Source organism: Enterobacter sp. FB, assembly GCF_000805795.1.
Lineage (GTDB): Bacteria > Pseudomonadota > Gammaproteobacteria > Enterobacterales > Enterobacteriaceae > Enterobacter > Enterobacter roggenkampii.
Genome location: NZ_JSZC01000013.1, coordinates 1,372,369 through 1,389,596 on the forward strand (window position 1 = coordinate 1,372,369; position 17,228 = coordinate 1,389,596).

Sequence of the window (17,228 nt, forward strand, 5' to 3'; positions counted from 1 at the left end):
CGGCCTTTTGGCGTTTCTTTAGACGAATTGCGTTACCCCGGAGATTATGAAGACACATCCACAGTACGAACCCTGGCTGCAGGGCATGCTCATCATCGCGAAGCACTACCGGCTGGACTTTTCGGTGGAGCACGTTCGGGTCACGATTAACCATGAAAGCCAGTCGCCGCGCCAGCTGGTGCTGGAGGAGATGGCGCGCCAGCTTGGGCTGGGGATGCGCGTGGTGGCGGCAGAAGCGGCATCCCTCGATCCGTGGCGCCTGCCGCTGCTGGCAGAATTCACCGGCGGGCAGATTGCGGTGATCAACCGCATGGACAACGAAGGCAACGTCAGCCTGCAGTTCAGCGGCGACGGCGGCCTGGAGACGACGCTGACGCGCGAGGCGCTCGGGTCGCGATTAAAGGGCCTGATGGTGCTGCGCCCGCTCGAGTCCACGCCGGATGCCCGCGTGGATGACTACATCAAACCGTATGAAAAAAACTGGTTCTGGCAGCTGGCGCTGAAGGACTGGCGACGCTACGGCGACATTATGCTGGTGGCGCTGGTCGCCAACGTGCTGGCGCTTTCCGGCATGGTCTTCTCCATGCAGGTCTACGACAGGGTGGTACCGTCGCAGTCAGAAGCCACGCTGTGGGTGCTGTTCGGCGGCGTGATGATTGCCATCGTGTTCGAATTCATCATGCGCATGCTGCGCGTGCACATTTCTGACGTGGTGGGGAAGCGCGCCGATCTGCGCATCTCTGAACGCGTCTTTGCCCACGCGCTGCGGATTAAAAACGGCGCACGCTCAAAATCAACCGGATCGTTTATCGCGCAGATCCGCGAGCTGGAGTCGGTGCGCGAGCTGATCACCTCGACGACCATTGCGGCCCTCTCCGATCTGCCGTTCTTCCTGCTGTTCGTCTTCATTCTGTGGATGATTGGCGGTCCGCTGGTGCTGGTGGTCCTGCTCGCCGTGCCGCTGTTGCTTATTCCTGGCCTGCTGGTGCAGCGCCCGCTGGGGAAACTCTCCAGCGAAGGGATGCGTGAATCCGCCATTCGTAACGCCACGCTGGTGGAAGCGGTGCAGGGCATTGAAGACATCAAGCTGATGCGCGCCGAGCAGCGTTTCCAGAACCAGTGGAATAACACCAACGACGTCGCCGCCAGCGTCGGCATGAAGCAGCGCTGGCTGACGGGCCTGCTGCTCACCTGGACGCAGGAGGTGCAGTCGATTGTTTACGCGGTGGTGCTGCTGGTGGGCTGCTATCTGGTCATCAGCGGTGACATGACCACCGGTGCGCTGGTGGGCACCTCGATTCTGGCGTCGCGGACCATTGCGCCGCTGTCGCAGATCTCAGGCGTGCTCTCGCGCTGGCAGTCGGCAAAAGTGGCCCGCAAGGGGCTGGACGACCTGATGCAGCGGCCGATTGACGATCCGCAGCACGGCAAGAAGGTGCACAAAGCCCACCTGCGCGGCGACTATGCGCTTGAGGACGTCGGGTTTTATTACGACGAGGAAGAGAAACTCACCGTGCTCAACATCAGCAAGCTGCAGATCCGCGCCGGAGAACGCGTGGCGGTGCTCGGGCGCAATGGCTCCGGCAAAAGCACGCTCCTACAGCTTCTGGCGGGCATGCAGGAGCCGCAGCAGGGCAGCATTCTGCTGGACGATATTGCCCTTAACCATCTCGACCCGGCCGACGTGCGTCGCGACATGCAGCTGCTGAGCCAGCAGGCCCGTCTGTTCTTTGGCTCCGTGCGGGACAACATCCTGATGGGCAACCCGCTGGCGACCGACGATGAGATTCACCAGGCGCTGGTCAACAGCGGCGCGCTGGAGTTTGTGCGCAAACAGAAAATGGGGTTGAACACCATCATCAACGAGGGCGGAACGGGCCTCTCCGGCGGTCAGCGTCAGGCGCTTTTGCTGGCGCGCGCCCTGATCACCTCGCCGACTATCCTGCTGCTGGACGAGCCTACCGCCTGGCTGGACGAAATGAGCGAAAAGCAGTTTATTCAGCATCTTCACACATGGCTGGGTAAACGCCGGACGCTGGTGGTGGCGACGCATCGCCTGCCGATTCTGGACCTGGTCGACCGCATCATCGTGCTGGAAAACGGCAAGGTCGTGATGGACGGCCCGCGCGACGCCATCCTGCACCAGCACGGTATGGCGCCGCAAAAGACACCACAGCGCACCGTGACCATGAAACCGGCGGCGGTTGCAGAGGAGGGCGCGGCATGAATGATTTCTCCCGTTTTAATAGCCGACTGAAAGAGCCGCGCCTTCCGCGCGCCACGCTGGTGGCATGGTCGCTGTTCGCCCTGCTGGCGGCGTTTATCGCCTGGGCGAGCCTGTTCCATCTTGATGAGGTGACGACCGGCAGCGGTAAGGTGATACCGTCTTCTCATGAGCAGGTCATCCAGTCCCTGGAAGGCGGTATTATCCACAGCCTGATGGTGCGCGAAGGCGACATCGTCGAGCGCGGCCAGCAGCTCGCGCAGCTTGATCGGACAAAAACCGAGTCGAGCGTGCTGGAGAGCGAGTCGCGTCTGAATGCTGCGCTGGCCACGGCGGCACGCCTGAAGGCCGAAGTTAACGACACGGAGCTGACGTTTCCCGAGGAGCTGGATGACGACGTTGAGCTGGTTAAGCAGGAAACGGCGCTCTATCAGTCCCGTCGCGAGAGCCTTGAAAAGGGGCTGGCTGGTTTACGTCAGGGTGCCGAGCTGGTGCAACGCGAGCTGTCGTTGACCCGTCCGCTGGTGACCCAGGGGGCGGCCAGCAAGGTGGAGGTGCTGCGTCTTGAGCGTCAAAAAAATGAGCTTGAGAATAAAATCACCGAGATGAAAAACCAGTATTACGTCCGCGCCCGTGAAGAGCTGGCGAAAGCCAATGCGGAGATTGAAGCCCAGCGTTCGGTGATGAAGGGTCGGGAAGACTCCCTGACCCGACTGACCTTCAATGCGCCGGTTCGCGGGATCGTGAAGGATATTGATGTCACGACCGTGGGCGGCGTCATCCCGCCGAACGGCAAGCTGATGAGTCTGGTTCCGCTTGACGATCAGATGGTGATTGAGGCGAAAATTTCGCCGCGCGATGTGGCGTTTATCCATCCTGGCCAGAAGGCGCTGGTGAAAGTGACGGCCTATGACTACTCCATTTACGGCGGGCTGGAAGGGGAAGTGACCATGATTTCGCCGGACACCCTGCAGGATGAGGTGAAAAGAGATGTTTATTACTATCGCGTCTATATTCGTACCGACAGTAACCATCTGACCAATAAGCAGGGTCAGGAATTCCCGGTCTTTCCGGGCATGATTGCCACTGTTGATATTAAAACCGGCAGCAAAACCATTCTGGATTATCTGTTGAAACCGCTGAATAAGGCAAAAGAGGCGCTGCGGGAACGATAGGTGAAGGGCGTTCGGAACACCGAACGCCTGGTGAATTATACGGTTGACGTCACGTTGTGAGCGTGGCGTCGCTCTTTAGGAACCACGTTGATGTAATGCGTGACATACGCAAAATATAATCCGGCATAATTTTCGACGAGTTCGATAAACGCCGGATAGACCGATAGCCGACCATCACCCCGATCTTTCAGATAGCCCGCCTCCTGAGCTGATTTGATAATCCGGTTGACGTGGATGCGCGATACAAAAAATTCTTTTGCGAGCGTGCTGGCTGAATAGTCAATAACGGCGCCATGGGCGGATTTGTTTTTCATAGCCTGCAGGTAAAGATAAAGCATAATCATACGGCCACCATCTTTATCAATAAATAATCCTACTTCAGGCAAAACCTTTCTGAACGTTAATCCCCGAAAAAGATATTCTGCCGCGCGGCGGAAGAAGTTGCTTCTCAAAATATCATTATCCAGCAGGTTTACATTAATATTAAATGTCGGATAAAGAATACTGACGGGCAAAAAAGCGCCGGACATATAACGCTTTAGTTCATTCAGGCCTTTTTCGGTTGGCGCGATTCTCGTCTTTCGTCTGTCTTCTGTACAGCGCCAGGTCCTGATGCGCCCGGTGGTTCTGAGTATCGTAATGATCGCAATAACGCTGTTGGGGCTGGCTATCTTATAGCGAGAACATAACTCTTTAATTTCAGAAACTGACTCGGCCTGATTGCCAAAAATAAAACAACACATGGAGAGGATAATGTTGAACCGTGATTCCTGTAGCATTGTCTTGTAGAACAAAGGTTGTTTTTTGTAGATGGTGTCATTAATTGTGTAGTGCTCTAATATTGCCTCACCGAATCGTGGATTGCTCTTTATGACATCCCTTCGATGTAGCAAGGCCCTGGATGAGATATGATTATCCATAGCATTTTTCTCGTATTTGAATGAGCCGATAGATGAAGTGTCCAGTCTTCTTTTTCGGAATTTTCATTATACCCTGAGAATAAAATATTTGCCGTGGTTATTTGAAAAGAAAAGTATAGTTAAACGTTTGTGATTAACGCAAAGATGTTCCGGTGAATTAGGCTGATAACAGTTTCTTAACCCTGGGTGCTACTGTAAAATTATACTACGCAACAGATGCAATAAATTTTACGCATACTCAAACAGAAATGGCGCTTTGGTGCCCAGGAGCAGGTTATGACCCAAAAAATGTCTCTAAAAAATGGGGTTTGCGATGAACATAAATTTGTCATCTCAGCCTGCGGCTTCACATTTCAGGGGTATTGTTCGATCCTCAATAAGTACGGGATCCACGCTTCCCAAATTCACTTTAACGGAGATGAGGCATCCCAACAGGATGTTGAAAATATCCTTAAAAATCAGGATGCCCATATCGTGGTGTTCCTCGGGAAAGGTGTCGTCAATCTCCTGGAAAGCCTGAAGCGACTGGCCTCGGTACTCAATGCACTCCCCGTTATTCGGCATGTCACCCTGTATGGTGATATTCCTGACGGCTGGCTGTACCGCACGCTGGGCAGTCTTTTAAATAACAGTTATCAATTATCATTGATTCGCGTAGCCAGCGTTTCGGACATAGTAGGCTGTTTTAATACCCATTACAAAAGCTTTAAGGATCGTTCCCGTGTATTACGCGAACGCTACATGGATATTGGCTCTGAAGAAAATCTAAAGTGGTTAACAAGAAGAGAGATTGACGTTTTATTAAATTTCTATCGTGGTATGTCCGTAAAGGAAATGTGCGATAGAATGGGGTTATCGAATAAAACGGTTTATACCCACCGAAAGGAAGGTGTGCTTAAATTACGTTTAATTAAGCGCTGGTTACACGATCCGCACAATTTTAAAGCAGATAAACCTGATAAACACCCGCGTCAAAAAGTGGGATTCACGGAAAAAGAAGCCGAAATTTTTAATGCGTTACGTAATCGGGAAATATTCCCGGCATATCAGATTATTACCGATCGAGATAAAAAAGAGGTTGGGTTTGAAATCCTGATTCGCTGGAATAAAAACGGTAAAATTGTCAAGCCTGCCAGTTTTTTAACGGATGTTTCCAATCATGAAATCTGGCTGAAAATTACGGCATTGGTCATCCATGCCGCCGTTTCAGGTATTAATAAGTATAACGGGAAATACTATTTTTCAGTGAATATTCCGCCTCGTCTGGCGTCCGGAAATGCTTTGCCTGATATGGCACGGAAAGCCATCGGCATGCTGCTCAAACCGCAGTGGGCCGAAAAGCTGGTTTTTGAATTTGCAGAAGATATTGACGTGACGAAGGACAAAAGGATCCCTGAAACCATGCGGCATTTACGCAATACGGGGTGTCGATTGTTCCTGGATGACTGCTTCTCTAACCATCAAACCATGTTCCCGGTGCGCCAGGTGCATTTCGATGGGCTTAAGCTGGATCGGGACATCGTTGAGCATTTTGTGGCAAACGACAATGACTATAATTTGATTAAAGCGATACAGGTTTACAGCGACATGACCGGAACGGACTGTATTGCAGAAGGGGTTGATAGTGAAGAAAAGTTTGAGAAATTAGTCGAGCTGGGCGTAAAGAACTTTCAGGGATATTATTTATCGCGCGCCGTGAAAGAGGAGGAGTTAGACCGCATGGTCAGGTTGTTTAGTTAAGAAAAAATAAAGCCCCGAAGGGCCCTGGGTTATTTCCGGCCCAGCAACAAGCCGAGAACAATACCGATTGCACCCGCGGCAACGAGGCCGGTGAGGGGATTGTTTCTGACGGCTTCAGTGACATCGGAAACGGCATCGCTGGCCTGAGCGGCATATTTTTTAGCAGCACCTTTAACCTGATGTTTTGGTGAATCAACGAATTCACCAAACTGCTGCTGCGCTGAACCTGCAAGTTCATCAAATTTATTTTTTGCTTTGTCTTCAGCAAACTGGGTGTTTTTATCAGTACCGAAATCAGACATTTTTGCCTCCTTTTGTTGATAATTAAAGGATAGCCGCTCTTTGTGGATACGGCAGACGAAAGGCTAAATTCGGCACCTGAAAGGGCAGTTTTCGGATATATCTCTATACCCGGAACCCGTTATTTCTCATTGTCATCCTGACCGTAAAACAGTTTCCCAATGCGGATCAGCGGGCGGCCCTGTGACTTACGGTGCAGGTTACTGTCCCTGAGCGAATAAACGCAGCCGCAGTATTCCTGCTGGTAAAACTGTTCCCGCTTGCTGATCTCAATCATGCGTGAGGATCCGCCCTGTTTGCGCCAGTTATAGTCCCAGTACACCATACCCGGATAGCGCGCCGCCGCACGCTGGCCGCAGTCATTTATCTGCTGCATGTTCTTCCAGCGGGAGATCCCCAGCGAGCTGCTGATGACGCTGAATCCATTTTCTGCCGCATAGAGCGCCGTACGCTCGAAACGCATATCGAAGCACATGGTGCAGCGGACGCCGCGCTCGGGTTCCCATTCCATGCCTTTCGCGCGCTCAAACCAGTTATCGGTGTCGTAATCGGCATCAACAAACGGCACGCCGTGCTTTTCCGCAAAGCGAATATTTTCCTCCTTACGAATGAGGTATTCCTTTTGCGGATGGATATTGGGGTTATAGAAGAAAATGGTGTACTCAATGCCCGACGCCTGGATAGCCTCCATCACTTCACCGGAGCAGGGGGCGCAGCAGGAGTGCAGCAGCAGTTTGTCAGCGCCGTTTGGCAGGGTGAGTTGAGGGCGGATAAAAGGGGCTGTCGTCATGGCGTTCTGCACTATGTTTATGAAATTTATGGAAGGGTAGCATAAATTCATAATCTGTTGAGACGGGATCGACGCAGGAAAGCGCGATCCCGCGGGGCGGGATCTTCTCGGGTATGACGTGCCGCTATTCGGCAAATTTGAGCAACGCTTCTCCGTCAAGACGGTAGCGCACCCATTCGGACTGCGGCAGCGCGCCAATGCTCAGATAAAAATCGATGGCGGGCTGGTTCCAGTCCAGCACGCTCCATTCAAGGCGACCGCACTGCCGTTGTACGGCGAGCTGGGCGATATGTTTCAGCAGTGCTTTTCCCGCCCCCAGGCCGCGATAAGCTGGGGAAACATACAGATCTTCCATATAAATCCCGTTGCGGCCAAGCCAGGTTGAATAGCTGGTGAAGAACACGGCATAGCCGGCGATCTTGCCTTCACACTCCGCGATCAGCGCTTCGGTTTTGTGCCTGCGCCAAAGAGCGTTTCCCGGATCTCCTCCGGCGTGGTAACCACTTCTTCCGGGGCTTTTTCATACACCGCCAGCTCATAAATCATGGCGTAAATGGCTGCCGCATCTTCGGGGCGTGCCTGACGAAGGGTGATGCTCATTGTTTTTCCAGCTTTTTAGCGTGCGTCTTGATTGATGGCGTTAAGCATACGGCGTATTGTCTGAAGAATTAAGTGCAATGAAATCAACAAATGATGAATATTATGCATCCGGCCCTGAGACGTCTTGATTTAAACCTGCTGCCCGTTTTCGACGCGATTTACCGCCACCGCTCCGTTCGCCTGGCCGCTGACGAGCTGGCGATGAGCACATCCGCGCTCAGCCATGCGCTGTCGCGTCTGCGTGCCACCCTGAATGACCCGCTGTTTTTCCGCGAAGGGCACCGCATGTCCCCCAGCGTGTATGCCTCTCAGCTTGCGCCTTCCATTGCTTCCGCACTGTCGTTCCTGAATCATGAGCTGACTCCGCAGCCGGAGTTTGATGCAGCCAGCAGTTCGGAGTGCTTACAAATTGCGATAACGGACTTTACCGCGCTGTGCATTTTCCCGGCTCTGATGCACAGGCTGCAGCTTACTGCCCCGGGTTTACGCTTTGAATTGCGCTATCTGCCGCACAGCCCGGCGCTGACGGAACTGCTGGCGGGCGAGGTGGATCTGGCGCTGGGCTTCAGCACTCAGGATGATATCCGGCACCCGGAGCTGGAAGAGATCGACTGGTTTGAAGATGAGTATGTGGTCATTAGCAACGCGCGCCGGACGCGGCTGACGCTGGAGGATTATCTCGCTGCCCGACACCTGGTGGTGACGCCATGGAATGAGAAGCAGGGCGTTCTTGACGTACGGCTTGAGCAGCTGGGCTATACCCGACAAATCGCGATCAAAACGCCGTCGATGCTCAGCGCACCGTTTATCGTAGCGGAAAGTGACCTGCTGATGGCCATTCCTCGTTACGCCGCTGAGAAGCTGGTTACGGCAGCAGGCCTGAGGATTTTTCCTTTACCGTTCTCGATACGCACGTTTGAAGTGAAAATTTACTCGCATAAACGCAGCGCCCAGCGGGGCGCAACGCGCTGGCTGAAGGAGGAACTGCAAACGCTGGCGCAGGCTGCCAGGGGACGGTAGGCCGGGTAAGCGCAGTGCCGCCCGGCAGAAAGGACGGTCAGTAACGGATCTTTAATTTAACGGCAGGCTATTTGTTAGTGGACAGCCCAACCCGCGCTTTCATGTAGAGCAGAGTGAGTCTGTCCATAGAAACTTAGCTCCGGAAGATTTTATTCATCCAGTAACGGTTTTCGATTATCTTTCGCTGGCTCTGGCTTGAGTTTTTCAACGGGAATACTGCACATGCTTTCCGCTATTATCCCAAAAAGAGAGTCTTTCGGATAACTTTCCCATTGTCCTACATCCTGTGTCACATGTACGACATCACCTTCCGCGAACGGTTTGGAAAAATAGGTTCGCGCCATAATAGCACGCTGGTTTTTGTCGCAATTAATCACGTCGATTGCCCGGGAACTCGCTATGTAGACGGGAGGATGTTTTATAATGAGTGTCTTCTCGGCGTAGTTATTGATGAAATAAAAGCGGCGTAAGCGGTCGTTACCCTGATAAGTTGAAATCACCCGAAGATCGATATACGAAGCAATTTTCTTATCTTCAAGGATTTTTATGACGCCTGCCGGTGGCTTGGGGGGAGACTGGGGCTGGGGTTTACTTGTCCCGGTACAACCTGTCAGCATAAGTAATACCAGCCATGTTAGCTTTTTCATTTCGCATCCCCTGCGGATAAATCAGGTCGTAATGTCGTCAGCATGTCAGGCGTTACATTTCCCTGAACGGTACAGAGCAATAATGTCCCGTCGTTGCTTTTGCTGAGCATTAACAGTTTTTCCGTACTTTCTTTTGCCGGAGCAATACCTGACACCGCCTGCGCGTTGTCTTCCCACTCACTGGTTGGGTTGATTTTAATCATCGTCTGAGAAACATAATCATCTCCCGCCTTTTTCCAGGACAAATGCTCAAGTCTGGACATCACTTCTTCTTGTGACTCTTTGAAAATGAGTCCCCAGTAATAGTACTTACCGTAATTGATTTCATCGAGATTGCTGGTTTGCAGGTAATATCCCGATACCGTCAGATTTAATTCATGCAGCGGTTGAGCAAACCAGATGGTGCGATTGCCGTCTTCAGGGGCTTTGAACCAGGCCTGCGAATGCTTGTTGAGCGTTAAGGGGGCTACGCGGCTGAGTTTGGCTCGCTGATGATAAATCTCGTTGAAAAAGGTTGAGTCGCAGCGGGTCAACGTTTGTGTCAACGTGCTGGCGTGAACCGCGGGTGTGGCTACAGCCATACCTGCTATGAGCCCAATGGAGGAGATGAGTTTACGCATGTAATATCCCTATATTAAAAAAAGACCCTATTTTTATCGGCTTATCAGAATGAGACTTTACGCTTTTTATTTTGCTTTGTTATCTGGCGTATTCAATGCCTCCCCCGAGTTTTGTACAAAACCTCAACCCTCTCATCTTTAGGTTTACACAGCGGTAACAAAATAGGTACCATACCCCCCTATAGTATCAGGAGGGAGTATGCCGCATTCACCCGAAGATAAAAAACGTATTCTTACCCGCGTCCGCCGCATTCGGGGCCAGGTTGATGCCCTTGAACGCGCGCTGGAGTCGGGCGACCCCTGTCTGGCCATCCTGCAGCAAATTGCCGCCGTGCGCGGGGCTGCCAATGGCCTGATGGGCGAAATGGTTGAAATTCACCTCAAAGATGAGCTGGTAGCGGGGGAAACCACGCCGGATCAGCGTGCCGTTCGCATGGCGGAAGTCGGCCATTTACTGCGCTCTTATCTAAAATAAATCCACATACCTGACAAGAAGGGAAGACATATGAAATCTCGCGCTGCAGTTGCATTTGCCCCCGGCCAGCCGCTCAAAATCGTTGAAATTGACGTGGCACCGCCGAAGAAAGGCGAAGTGCTGATCAAAATCACCCATACCGGCGTATGTCATACCGATGCGTTTACGCTCTCGGGCGACGACCCGGAAGGCGTCTTCCCGGCGGTGCTCGGCCATGAAGGCGGCGGGATTGTGGTAGAAGTGGGCGAGGGCGTGACCAGCCTGAAGCCGGGCGATCACGTGATCCCGTTGTACACTGCGGAATGCGGCGAGTGTAAGTTCTGTAAATCCGGCAAAACTAACCTCTGCCAGGCCGTTCGCGCCACCCAGGGGAAAGGGCTGATGCCCGACGGGACGACCCGTTTCTCCTACAACGGCGAGCCGGTTTATCACTACATGGGCACCAGCACCTTCAGCGAATACACCGTTTGCGCGGAGATCTCGCTGGCGAAGGTGAACCCTCAGGCGCCGCTGGATAAAGTCTGCCTGCTGGGCTGCGGCGTGACCACCGGTATTGGCGCGGTGCATAACACCGCAAAAGTCAAAGAGGGCGATACCGTGGCGGTGTTCGGTCTCGGCGGCATTGGTCTGGCGGTGATCCAGGGCGCGGTGCAGGCGAAGGCCGGCCGTATCATCGCGGTCGATACCAACCCGGAGAAATTCAGGCTGGCGGGTGAAATGGGCGCGACCGATTTTGTGAACCCGAAAGATCACGAGAAGCCGATTCAGGACGTCATCGTTGAGATGACCGACGGCGGCGTGGACTTCAGCTTCGAGTGTATCGGCAACGTCAACGTGATGCGTTCCGCGCTGGAGTGCTGCCACAAAGGCTGGGGTGAGAGCATCATCATTGGCGTGGCCGGTGCGGGTCAGGAGATTAAAACCCGTCCATTCCAGCTGGTCACCGGGCGCGTATGGCGCGGTTCCGCGTTTGGCGGCGTGAAGGGCCGTACCCAGCTTCCGGGTATGGTTGAAGATGCGATGGTCGGCAAGATTCAGCTCGATCCGTTCATTACCCACCGCTTACCGCTGGAGCAGATCAACGAGGCGTTTGATCTGATGCACGAAGGAAAATCCATCCGTACCGTTATCCATTTCGGCGACAAGTAACTCTTCTGCCAGCGGTTTTTCGCCGCTGGCATTTCTTTAATAATCTTCTCTAAAGTGTGACCAGTGCGGCGTTTTTAGCCGTAATCTAAATCTCTGCCGTGCCGATGACTATTTAACAGGCGTGTTTTTACGCATCTTACCTACAAGAGAGTCGACGGTCATGGACAACACTACTTCGATGCTGGCGCAGCGCAAGCTGGGCTTCTTGCATCACATCAGGCTGGTTCCGCTGTTTTCCTCCATTCTCGGTGGCATTATTCTTCTGTTTGCCTTGAGCTCTGGTCTGGCAGGGTATTTCCTGCTGCAGGCCGATAACGATCAGCAGGATGTCACATCCGAAATTCAGGTGCGTATGGGGCTGTCGAACAGCTCAAACCATCTGCGAACCGCGCGTATCAATCTGATCCACGCCGGTGCGGCAAGCCGTATCGCAGAGATGGATGCGATGAAGCAGAACATCAGCGAGGCGGAAACGCGTATTAAGCAGTCCCAGGAGAGCTTTACCGCCTACATGAATCGCGCCGTGCGTACCGCCGAGGGCGCAGCGCTGGATGCGGAGCTTAAGACCCGGTATGACGCCTATATTGCGGGCATGCAGCCGATGGTGAAATTCGCCAAAAACGGCATGTTCGAGGCGATTATCAACCACGAAAACGAAACGGCGCGTCCGCTGGACGACGCGTACAACGCCGTGCTGCTGAAGGCAATTAAGATCCGTACCGACCGTGCCAATGCGCTAACGGCGCAGGCGCACAGCCGCACGCAGCTGGGCCTGATGTTTATGGTGGGCGCGTTTGCGCTGGCGCTGGTGCTGACGGCGATGACCTTTGTCGTGCTGCGCCGCACGGTAATCAATCCGCTGCAGCGGGCAGCGAAACGTATCGAGAATATCGCTAAGGGCGACCTGACGATGCCGGACGACGTGGCCGGGCGCAGCGAAATTGGCCGCCTGACGCGGGATCTGCAAACCATGCAGCACTCGCTTGAAAAAACGGTCGGCACCGTGCGTCAGGGGGCGGAGGAGATTTACCGCGGCACCAGCGAGATCTCTGCCGGTAACACCGATCTCTCTTCCCGCACCGAGCAGCAGGCTGCCGCCATCGAGCAGACCGCCGCCAGCATGGAACAGCTAACCGCGACGGTGAAACAGAACGCGGATAACGCCCATCATGCCAGCAAGCTGGCGGAAGATGCCTCCGGGAAAGCCACCCGCGGCGGCCAGATGGTCTCCGGCGTGGTGAAAACCATGGGCAATATCTCCAGCAGCTCGAAGAAAATCTCTGAAATCACCGCCGTGATTAACAGCATTGCCTTCCAGACCAATATCCTGGCGCTTAACGCGGCGGTAGAAGCGGCGCGAGCGGGTGAACAGGGGCGCGGATTTGCCGTGGTGGCCAGTGAAGTGCGCACCCTGGCAAGCCGCAGTGCGAATGCCGCAAAAGAGATCGAAAGCCTGATCAACGAATCGGTTTCGCTGATCGATCAGGGGTCCGGTGAAGTCGTTGCCGCCGGTAACACCATGAATGAGATCGTCGAAGCGGTGAAGCGCGTCACCGACATCATGCTGGAGATTGCCGCGGCGTCCGATGAGCAGAGTCGCGGTATCGTCCAGGTGAGCCAGGCGATTTCGGAGATGGATAAAGTGACCCAGCAGAACGCCTCGCTGGTGGAAGAAGCCTCCGCAGCGGCGGCGTCTCTGGAAGAACAGGGCGCGCGTCTGACCGAGGCGGTTGGGGCGTTTCGTCTGAGCGGTGCGAAGCCGAACCGCGCGGTGACGGCTGCACCGGTGGCGCAGAACGTACCGTTGCGCCCGGCGGCGACAGTTTCGGGGGATAACTGGGAGATGTTCTGAGTCGCGTGTTTTGTCGGGTGGCGGCTTCGCCTTACCCGACCTACTTGTATTTGTAGGCCCGCGTAAGCGTAGCGCCACCGGGCAAAAAAAAGGGACCTTTCGGTCCCTTTTTTCATTTGTTACTGCTTATCGGGTAACGCGTACGCGATAACGTAATCACCGCGATCCGGCGACTGGCGGGCGCCACCGGCGTTAATGATGATGTACTGCTTACCGGTTTTCGGCGACACGTAGGTCATCGGGCCGGACTGGCTGCCGACCGGCAGGCGGTCTTTCCAGATCTCTTTCCCGGTGGCGGTATCAAACGCGCGCAGGTAGAAATCCTGGGTGCCGGCAAAGAACAGCAGGCCGGACTGGGTCGAGAGCGATGCCCCAAGCGTCGGCATGCCGATTGGGATTGGCATGTCCATGCGGATGCCCAGCGGGCCGGTATCTTCCACCGTACCAACAGGAACCTGCCACACCAGCTTGCCGGTTTTCAGGTCAACGGCCGACATGGTGCCAAACGGCGGCTTCTGGCACGGAATGCCCAGCGGCGACAGGAAGCGCTCGCGCATTGCGCCGAACGGCGTGCCGTCCATCGGGACAATCCCCATCTCGATGCCGCTGGCATCTTTCGCCACGTTCGCGCGCGGCACCATGTAGTTTGCCAGACCCAGACGCATATCGTTGACGAACATCAGGCTGTTGTTCGGGTCAACGGAGACGCTGCCCCAGTTCATCCCGCCGAGTGAGCCAGGGAACTGCAGGGAACGGTCAAGACCCGGTGGAGTGAAGACACCCTGATGACGCATCTCTTTAAACTGAATGCGGCACAGCAGCAGGTCGACTGGCGTCGCGCCCCACATGTCGGACTCGGTCAGCGTCTGGTTGCCAATCATCGGCATGCCAACAGAGTACGGCTGGGTTGGGGAGTAGCGTTCACCTTCAACGTTACCCGCCGGGACAGGGCGTTCCTCGACCTTCGCCACCGGCTTGCCGGTTTCGCGGTTAAGCATGAAGATCATGCCCTGCTTGCTGGTCTGCACCAGCACAGGCGTGGTGCCGCCCTTGCCGTCAGGCAGGTCGTACAGCAGCGGCTGGGAAGGCAGGTCAAAGTCCCACAGGTCGTGGTGGGTGGTCTGGAAATGCCAGCGGACCTGGCCGGTGGCCGCGTCGACGGCGACGATGGAGGAACTGTACTTATCGTCCAGCGCGGTACGCTCGCCCGCCCAGAAGTCTGGCGTGGCGTTGCCGGTTGGCAGGTAGATCAGGTTCAGTTTGGCGTCGTAGGACATCGCTGACCAGACGTTCGGCGTGCCGCGGGTGTAGGTCTGGCCTTCCGGCGGCAGGCCGGTCAGGTTCGGATTACCCGGATCCCATGCCCAGGCCAGCTTACCGGTGTGAACGTCGTAGGCGCGAACCACGCCCGGCGGCTCGCCGGTCGAGTAGTTATCCGCGACGCGACCGCCGACGACAACGACGTTCCCGGCCACCAGCGGCGTCGAGGTTTGCTGATAATATCCGGGCTTAATCTCACCCATGCCGACGCTCAGATCCACGGTTCCATGGTCACCGAAGTCGTCGCAGACCTTGCCGGTATCCGCGTTGATGGCAATCAGACGGGCATCGGTGGTGGGCAGGAACAGACGGCGAGGACATGCCGCTGGCTGTGTTTCTGCCTGTGACGTTGTCACGGTGGAGTGGTCTTCAAAATAGCCCAGACCGCGACAGCGCTGCCAGTTAGGGGCCGTGGCTTTGGAATCGTAGCGCCATTTTTCTTTACCGGAATCCACGTCCAGCGCCAGCACTTTACTGTACGGCGTACAGACATACAGCGTGTCGCCAATCTGCAGCGGCGTGTTCTGATCTTCCGCACCCGAGCCGTTGCTCTGCGGAATATCGCCGGTGTGCGCAACCCACGCGACTTTCAGCGAGCTGACGTTTTGCTTGTTAATCTGGTCCAGCGCGGCGAATCGGTCACCGTGGGTGGTGTTGCCCCAGTGCTCCCAGTTCTTTTGCTGCTCGCCGGGTGCGACGGGTTTCACCGGCACGGGCTCGTTCGCTGCCACAAGGGTTTGCGGCTTAAACATCCAGCCGAGGCTGACCAGCATGGCCACCGCGAGCAGCGCCGCGACGCCAAAAGCGGGGGCTTTGTTTGGTGCAGTGTGGTTTGCCGCACGCAGGAAGGGCCAGACGATGGCGCACAGGAACGCCAGCACGGCAAAGGTAAACAGGCGGGAGAAGAGCGGCCAGAAATCCCAGCCCGCATCGCTTACCGCCCAGAACAGCGAGGCAATAAACGCGATGCCGTAAAGCAGGATCCCGCTGGTGCGGTTGAGGAAAATCAGGATCGCGGCAATCACCATTGCCACGCCCATTATCAGGAAGTAACTACTCCCGCCTACGGTGGCGAGCTTAAAGCCCAACCCGCCGACCGCCAGACCGATGAGCATCATCAGTCCGGCAAGAAGCCACTGCAGAATACGCGGTATTCCACGTGGCGCGCTGCCAAATGCCATTTCTCTCTCCTTTAGATCCCGCCGCCGTGTCGGGTATGTACCAGTTGGGTAATAAATGCGGTGGGATTGATGATTAGTACGGGTGAATTCGTTTTTTTCAAACCGTTTGTGAACCATTTGGTGAATTCACGGCTATGATAAAACTGTTAAATTGTTTTACGCAATTGTTAATGAATGATTTCGCATTATTTGATTAACGCGCAGGTCTGTTCCCTCGCCCCTTTAGGGGAGAGGGTTAGGGTGAGGGGTATTAAACCGGCATCGATTTACGGATGGCGCTCAGCAGCGTTTGCGCGCCGGTGGAAAGCGGGGTATCTACCCGGGTCAAAATGCCGATAGGTTCACCAGCGCCGGGGGCCGTTACCGGGAGAGCGGTCAGCGTGCCCTGGCGCAAATCATCTTTTACCGCGCCGGAGGGAACGAACCAGACGTAGTCATAGTCGAGGGTGAGCTGGCGTGAAAGCGAGGCTGACAGCGTTTCGATACACCCTGAGGGCAGCGTACACCCCTGCATTTGCAGCAAGATTTCGGCGGTCTGACGCGGGACGGTCCCTTTCGGGCACACCACCACCGGCCACTCCATGACGCGGCTTAACGTCACCGTGTCCTGCAGCAGAGGGTGATCGGGACGAACCACCAGCTTCAGGGACTCCAGGAACAGCAGCTCGTAATTGAGACCGCCCATCAGTTCAGGGTCGGACATGCGGCCAATCCCGATATCCAGCTCGCCCGATTTCAGCCCCGCGAGCAGCATGGTGTTATTCATGGTGGCAACCTGGATCGTGGTATGCCGTTGCTGCTTGTGGAACTGGCCAATCACCGGCGGAAGAATGCCCAGCGCGGCGGTGGGCAGTGCCCCGACGCGGACGACCTCGCTGGTGTGTTCTTCTTTTCGGTGCAGGGACTGGCCTGCGGTATTGAGCGCATCCAGCACTTTGACGGCGTGCGTAAGGAACTGTTCGCCCACGATGGTAAGCTGCGCCCCCAGCCGACCCCGGTCAAAAAGACGGGCGCCGGTCAGCTGTTCAAGCTCGTTGAGGGTTTTCGAGAGCGCAGGCTGGCTCAGGTTAAGAGTTTCAGCCGCACGCCCCAGCGTTCCCTGTTGAGCGACGGCCACAAATGTATGCAAATGGCGCAAGCGTATGCGCTGACTGAACAGACCATTTTTTTCCATAGGCGATGTTAAAAACAGAGCGATGCGGGTGACAAGCTAAG

14 protein-coding genes and 1 pseudogene are annotated in these 17,228 nt (G+C 55.2%); 7 read left to right on the forward strand and 8 right to left on the reverse strand.

Annotation, left to right across the window (positions count from 1 at the left end):
* Positions 1 to 46 precede the first annotated feature (46 nt).
* Entirely contained in the window at positions 47 to 2,227 is a 2,181-nt protein-coding gene (locus PI91_RS13535; protein ID WP_039266371.1) for a type I secretion system permease/ATPase, read from the forward strand.
* Positions 2,224 to 3,399 carry an HlyD family type I secretion periplasmic adaptor subunit gene (locus tag PI91_RS13540; protein WP_008502297.1) on the forward strand — a complete coding sequence of 392 codons (1,176 nt, stop codon included), beginning with the start codon at positions 2,224 to 2,226 and terminating at the stop codon, positions 3,397 to 3,399. The genes PI91_RS13535 and PI91_RS13540 overlap by 4 nt, the downstream gene beginning before the upstream one ends.
* Positions 3,400 to 3,434: 35 nt before the next feature.
* Here the strand turns inward: PI91_RS13540 and PI91_RS13545 are convergent, their stop codons facing one another.
* Positions 3,435 to 4,319: a hypothetical protein gene (locus PI91_RS13545; RefSeq protein ID WP_032663545.1), complete on the reverse strand. Its 885-nt coding sequence runs from the start codon at positions 4,317 to 4,319 to the stop codon at positions 3,435 to 3,437.
* Between the two features lie 276 nt (positions 4,320 to 4,595).
* Here PI91_RS13545 and PI91_RS13550 point away from each other — a divergent pair, with 276 nt between their 5' ends.
* Positions 4,596 to 6,059, forward strand: coding sequence for an EAL domain-containing protein (locus tag PI91_RS13550; protein WP_039266372.1), 1,464 nt, complete (start codon positions 4,596 to 4,598; stop codon positions 6,057 to 6,059).
* A gap of 29 nt (positions 6,060 to 6,088) precedes the next feature.
* Here PI91_RS13550 and PI91_RS13555 read toward each other — a convergent pair whose 3' ends face one another.
* From PI91_RS13555 to PI91_RS13565, 3 genes and pseudogenes are all read right to left on the reverse strand, one after another.
* Positions 6,089 to 6,361, reverse strand: coding sequence for a YqjD family protein (locus tag PI91_RS13555; RefSeq protein ID WP_008502294.1), 273 nt, complete (start codon positions 6,359 to 6,361; stop codon positions 6,089 to 6,091).
* Between the two features lie 119 nt (positions 6,362 to 6,480).
* A complete protein-coding gene (locus PI91_RS13560; RefSeq protein ID WP_008502293.1) occupies positions 6,481 to 7,149 on the reverse strand; it encodes an epoxyqueuosine reductase QueH in 669 nt (222 codons plus the stop codon).
* 124 nt (positions 7,150 to 7,273) lie between these two features.
* Positions 7,274 to 7,749 (reverse strand): annotated as a pseudogene (locus tag PI91_RS13565) (N-acetyltransferase family protein).
* 90 nt (positions 7,750 to 7,839) lie between these two features.
* Here PI91_RS13565 and PI91_RS13570 point away from each other — a divergent pair.
* A complete protein-coding gene (locus tag PI91_RS13570; protein ID WP_039266373.1) occupies positions 7,840 to 8,769 on the forward strand; it encodes a LysR family transcriptional regulator in 930 nt (309 codons plus the stop codon).
* Between the two features lie 149 nt (positions 8,770 to 8,918).
* Here PI91_RS13570 and PI91_RS13575 read toward each other — a convergent pair whose 3' ends face one another.
* Both PI91_RS13575 and PI91_RS13580 read right to left on the reverse strand, forming a co-directional pair.
* Positions 8,919 to 9,416 carry a surface-adhesin E family protein gene (locus tag PI91_RS13575; protein ID WP_232764406.1) on the reverse strand — a complete coding sequence of 166 codons (498 nt, stop codon included), beginning with the start codon at positions 9,414 to 9,416 and terminating at the stop codon, positions 8,919 to 8,921.
* Positions 9,413 to 10,036, reverse strand: a complete 624-nt coding sequence (locus tag PI91_RS13580) for a hypothetical protein (RefSeq protein WP_039266375.1) — start codon at positions 10,034 to 10,036, stop codon at positions 9,413 to 9,415. Before PI91_RS13580 ends, PI91_RS13575 begins: the two co-directional genes overlap by 4 nt.
* Before the next feature lie 199 nt (positions 10,037 to 10,235).
* Between PI91_RS13580 and PI91_RS13585 the strand changes: the two genes are divergently transcribed.
* The 3 genes from PI91_RS13585 (at position 10,236) to PI91_RS13595 (ending at position 13,512) form a co-directional block, all read left to right on the forward strand.
* On the forward strand, positions 10,236 to 10,511 hold the full coding sequence (locus tag PI91_RS13585) for a metal/formaldehyde-sensitive transcriptional repressor (protein ID WP_021242544.1): 276 nt from the start codon (positions 10,236 to 10,238) through the stop codon (positions 10,509 to 10,511).
* Positions 10,512 to 10,541: 30 nt separating this feature from the next.
* Complete coding sequence (locus PI91_RS13590; RefSeq protein WP_039266376.1) at positions 10,542 to 11,660, forward strand: S-(hydroxymethyl)glutathione dehydrogenase/class III alcohol dehydrogenase; 1,119 nt, start codon at positions 10,542 to 10,544, stop codon at positions 11,658 to 11,660.
* Between the two features lie 160 nt (positions 11,661 to 11,820).
* On the forward strand, positions 11,821 to 13,512 hold the full coding sequence (locus PI91_RS13595) for a methyl-accepting chemotaxis protein (RefSeq protein ID WP_039266377.1): 1,692 nt from the start codon (positions 11,821 to 11,823) through the stop codon (positions 13,510 to 13,512).
* A 119-nt stretch (positions 13,513 to 13,631) separates the two neighbouring features.
* Here PI91_RS13595 and PI91_RS13600 read toward each other — a convergent pair whose 3' ends face one another.
* Positions 13,632 to 16,013, reverse strand: a complete 2,382-nt coding sequence (locus PI91_RS13600) for a glucose/quinate/shikimate family membrane-bound PQQ-dependent dehydrogenase (RefSeq protein ID WP_039266378.1) — start codon at positions 16,011 to 16,013, stop codon at positions 13,632 to 13,634.
* Positions 16,014 to 16,263: 250 nt separating this feature from the next.
* Positions 16,264 to 17,187, reverse strand: coding sequence for a LysR substrate-binding domain-containing protein (locus PI91_RS13605; RefSeq protein WP_023344107.1), 924 nt, complete (start codon positions 17,185 to 17,187; stop codon positions 16,264 to 16,266).
* Between the last annotated feature and the right edge of the window lie 41 nt (positions 17,188 to 17,228).

Coding starts and splice junctions, on each gene's coding strand:
- PI91_RS13585 (WP_021242544.1), top strand. CDS start 10,236: ATGCCGCATTCACCCGAAGATAAAAAACGTATTCTTACCCGCGTCCGC.
- PI91_RS13550 (WP_039266372.1), top strand. CDS start 4,596: ATGACCCAAAAAATGTCTCTAAAAAATGGGGTTTGCGATGAACATAAA.
- PI91_RS13540 (WP_008502297.1), top strand. CDS start 2,224: ATGAATGATTTCTCCCGTTTTAATAGCCGACTGAAAGAGCCGCGCCTT.
- PI91_RS13600 (WP_039266378.1), bottom strand. CDS start 16,013: ATGGCATTTGGCAGCGCGCCACGTGGAATACCGCGTATTCTGCAGTGG.
- PI91_RS13590 (WP_039266376.1), top strand. CDS start 10,542: ATGAAATCTCGCGCTGCAGTTGCATTTGCCCCCGGCCAGCCGCTCAAA.
- PI91_RS13595 (WP_039266377.1), top strand. CDS start 11,821: ATGGACAACACTACTTCGATGCTGGCGCAGCGCAAGCTGGGCTTCTTG.
- PI91_RS13555 (WP_008502294.1), bottom strand. CDS start 6,361: ATGTCTGATTTCGGTACTGATAAAAACACCCAGTTTGCTGAAGACAAA.
- PI91_RS13605 (WP_023344107.1), bottom strand. CDS start 17,187: ATGGAAAAAAATGGTCTGTTCAGTCAGCGCATACGCTTGCGCCATTTG.
- PI91_RS13535 (WP_039266371.1), top strand. CDS start 47: ATGAAGACACATCCACAGTACGAACCCTGGCTGCAGGGCATGCTCATC.
- PI91_RS13575 (WP_232764406.1), bottom strand. CDS start 9,416: ATGAAAAAGCTAACATGGCTGGTATTACTTATGCTGACAGGTTGTACC.
- PI91_RS13560 (WP_008502293.1), bottom strand. CDS start 7,149: ATGACGACAGCCCCTTTTATCCGCCCTCAACTCACCCTGCCAAACGGC.
- PI91_RS13580 (WP_039266375.1), bottom strand. CDS start 10,036: ATGCGTAAACTCATCTCCTCCATTGGGCTCATAGCAGGTATGGCTGTA.
- PI91_RS13570 (WP_039266373.1), top strand. CDS start 7,840: ATGATGAATATTATGCATCCGGCCCTGAGACGTCTTGATTTAAACCTG.
- PI91_RS13545 (WP_032663545.1), bottom strand. CDS start 4,319: ATGGATAATCATATCTCATCCAGGGCCTTGCTACATCGAAGGGATGTC.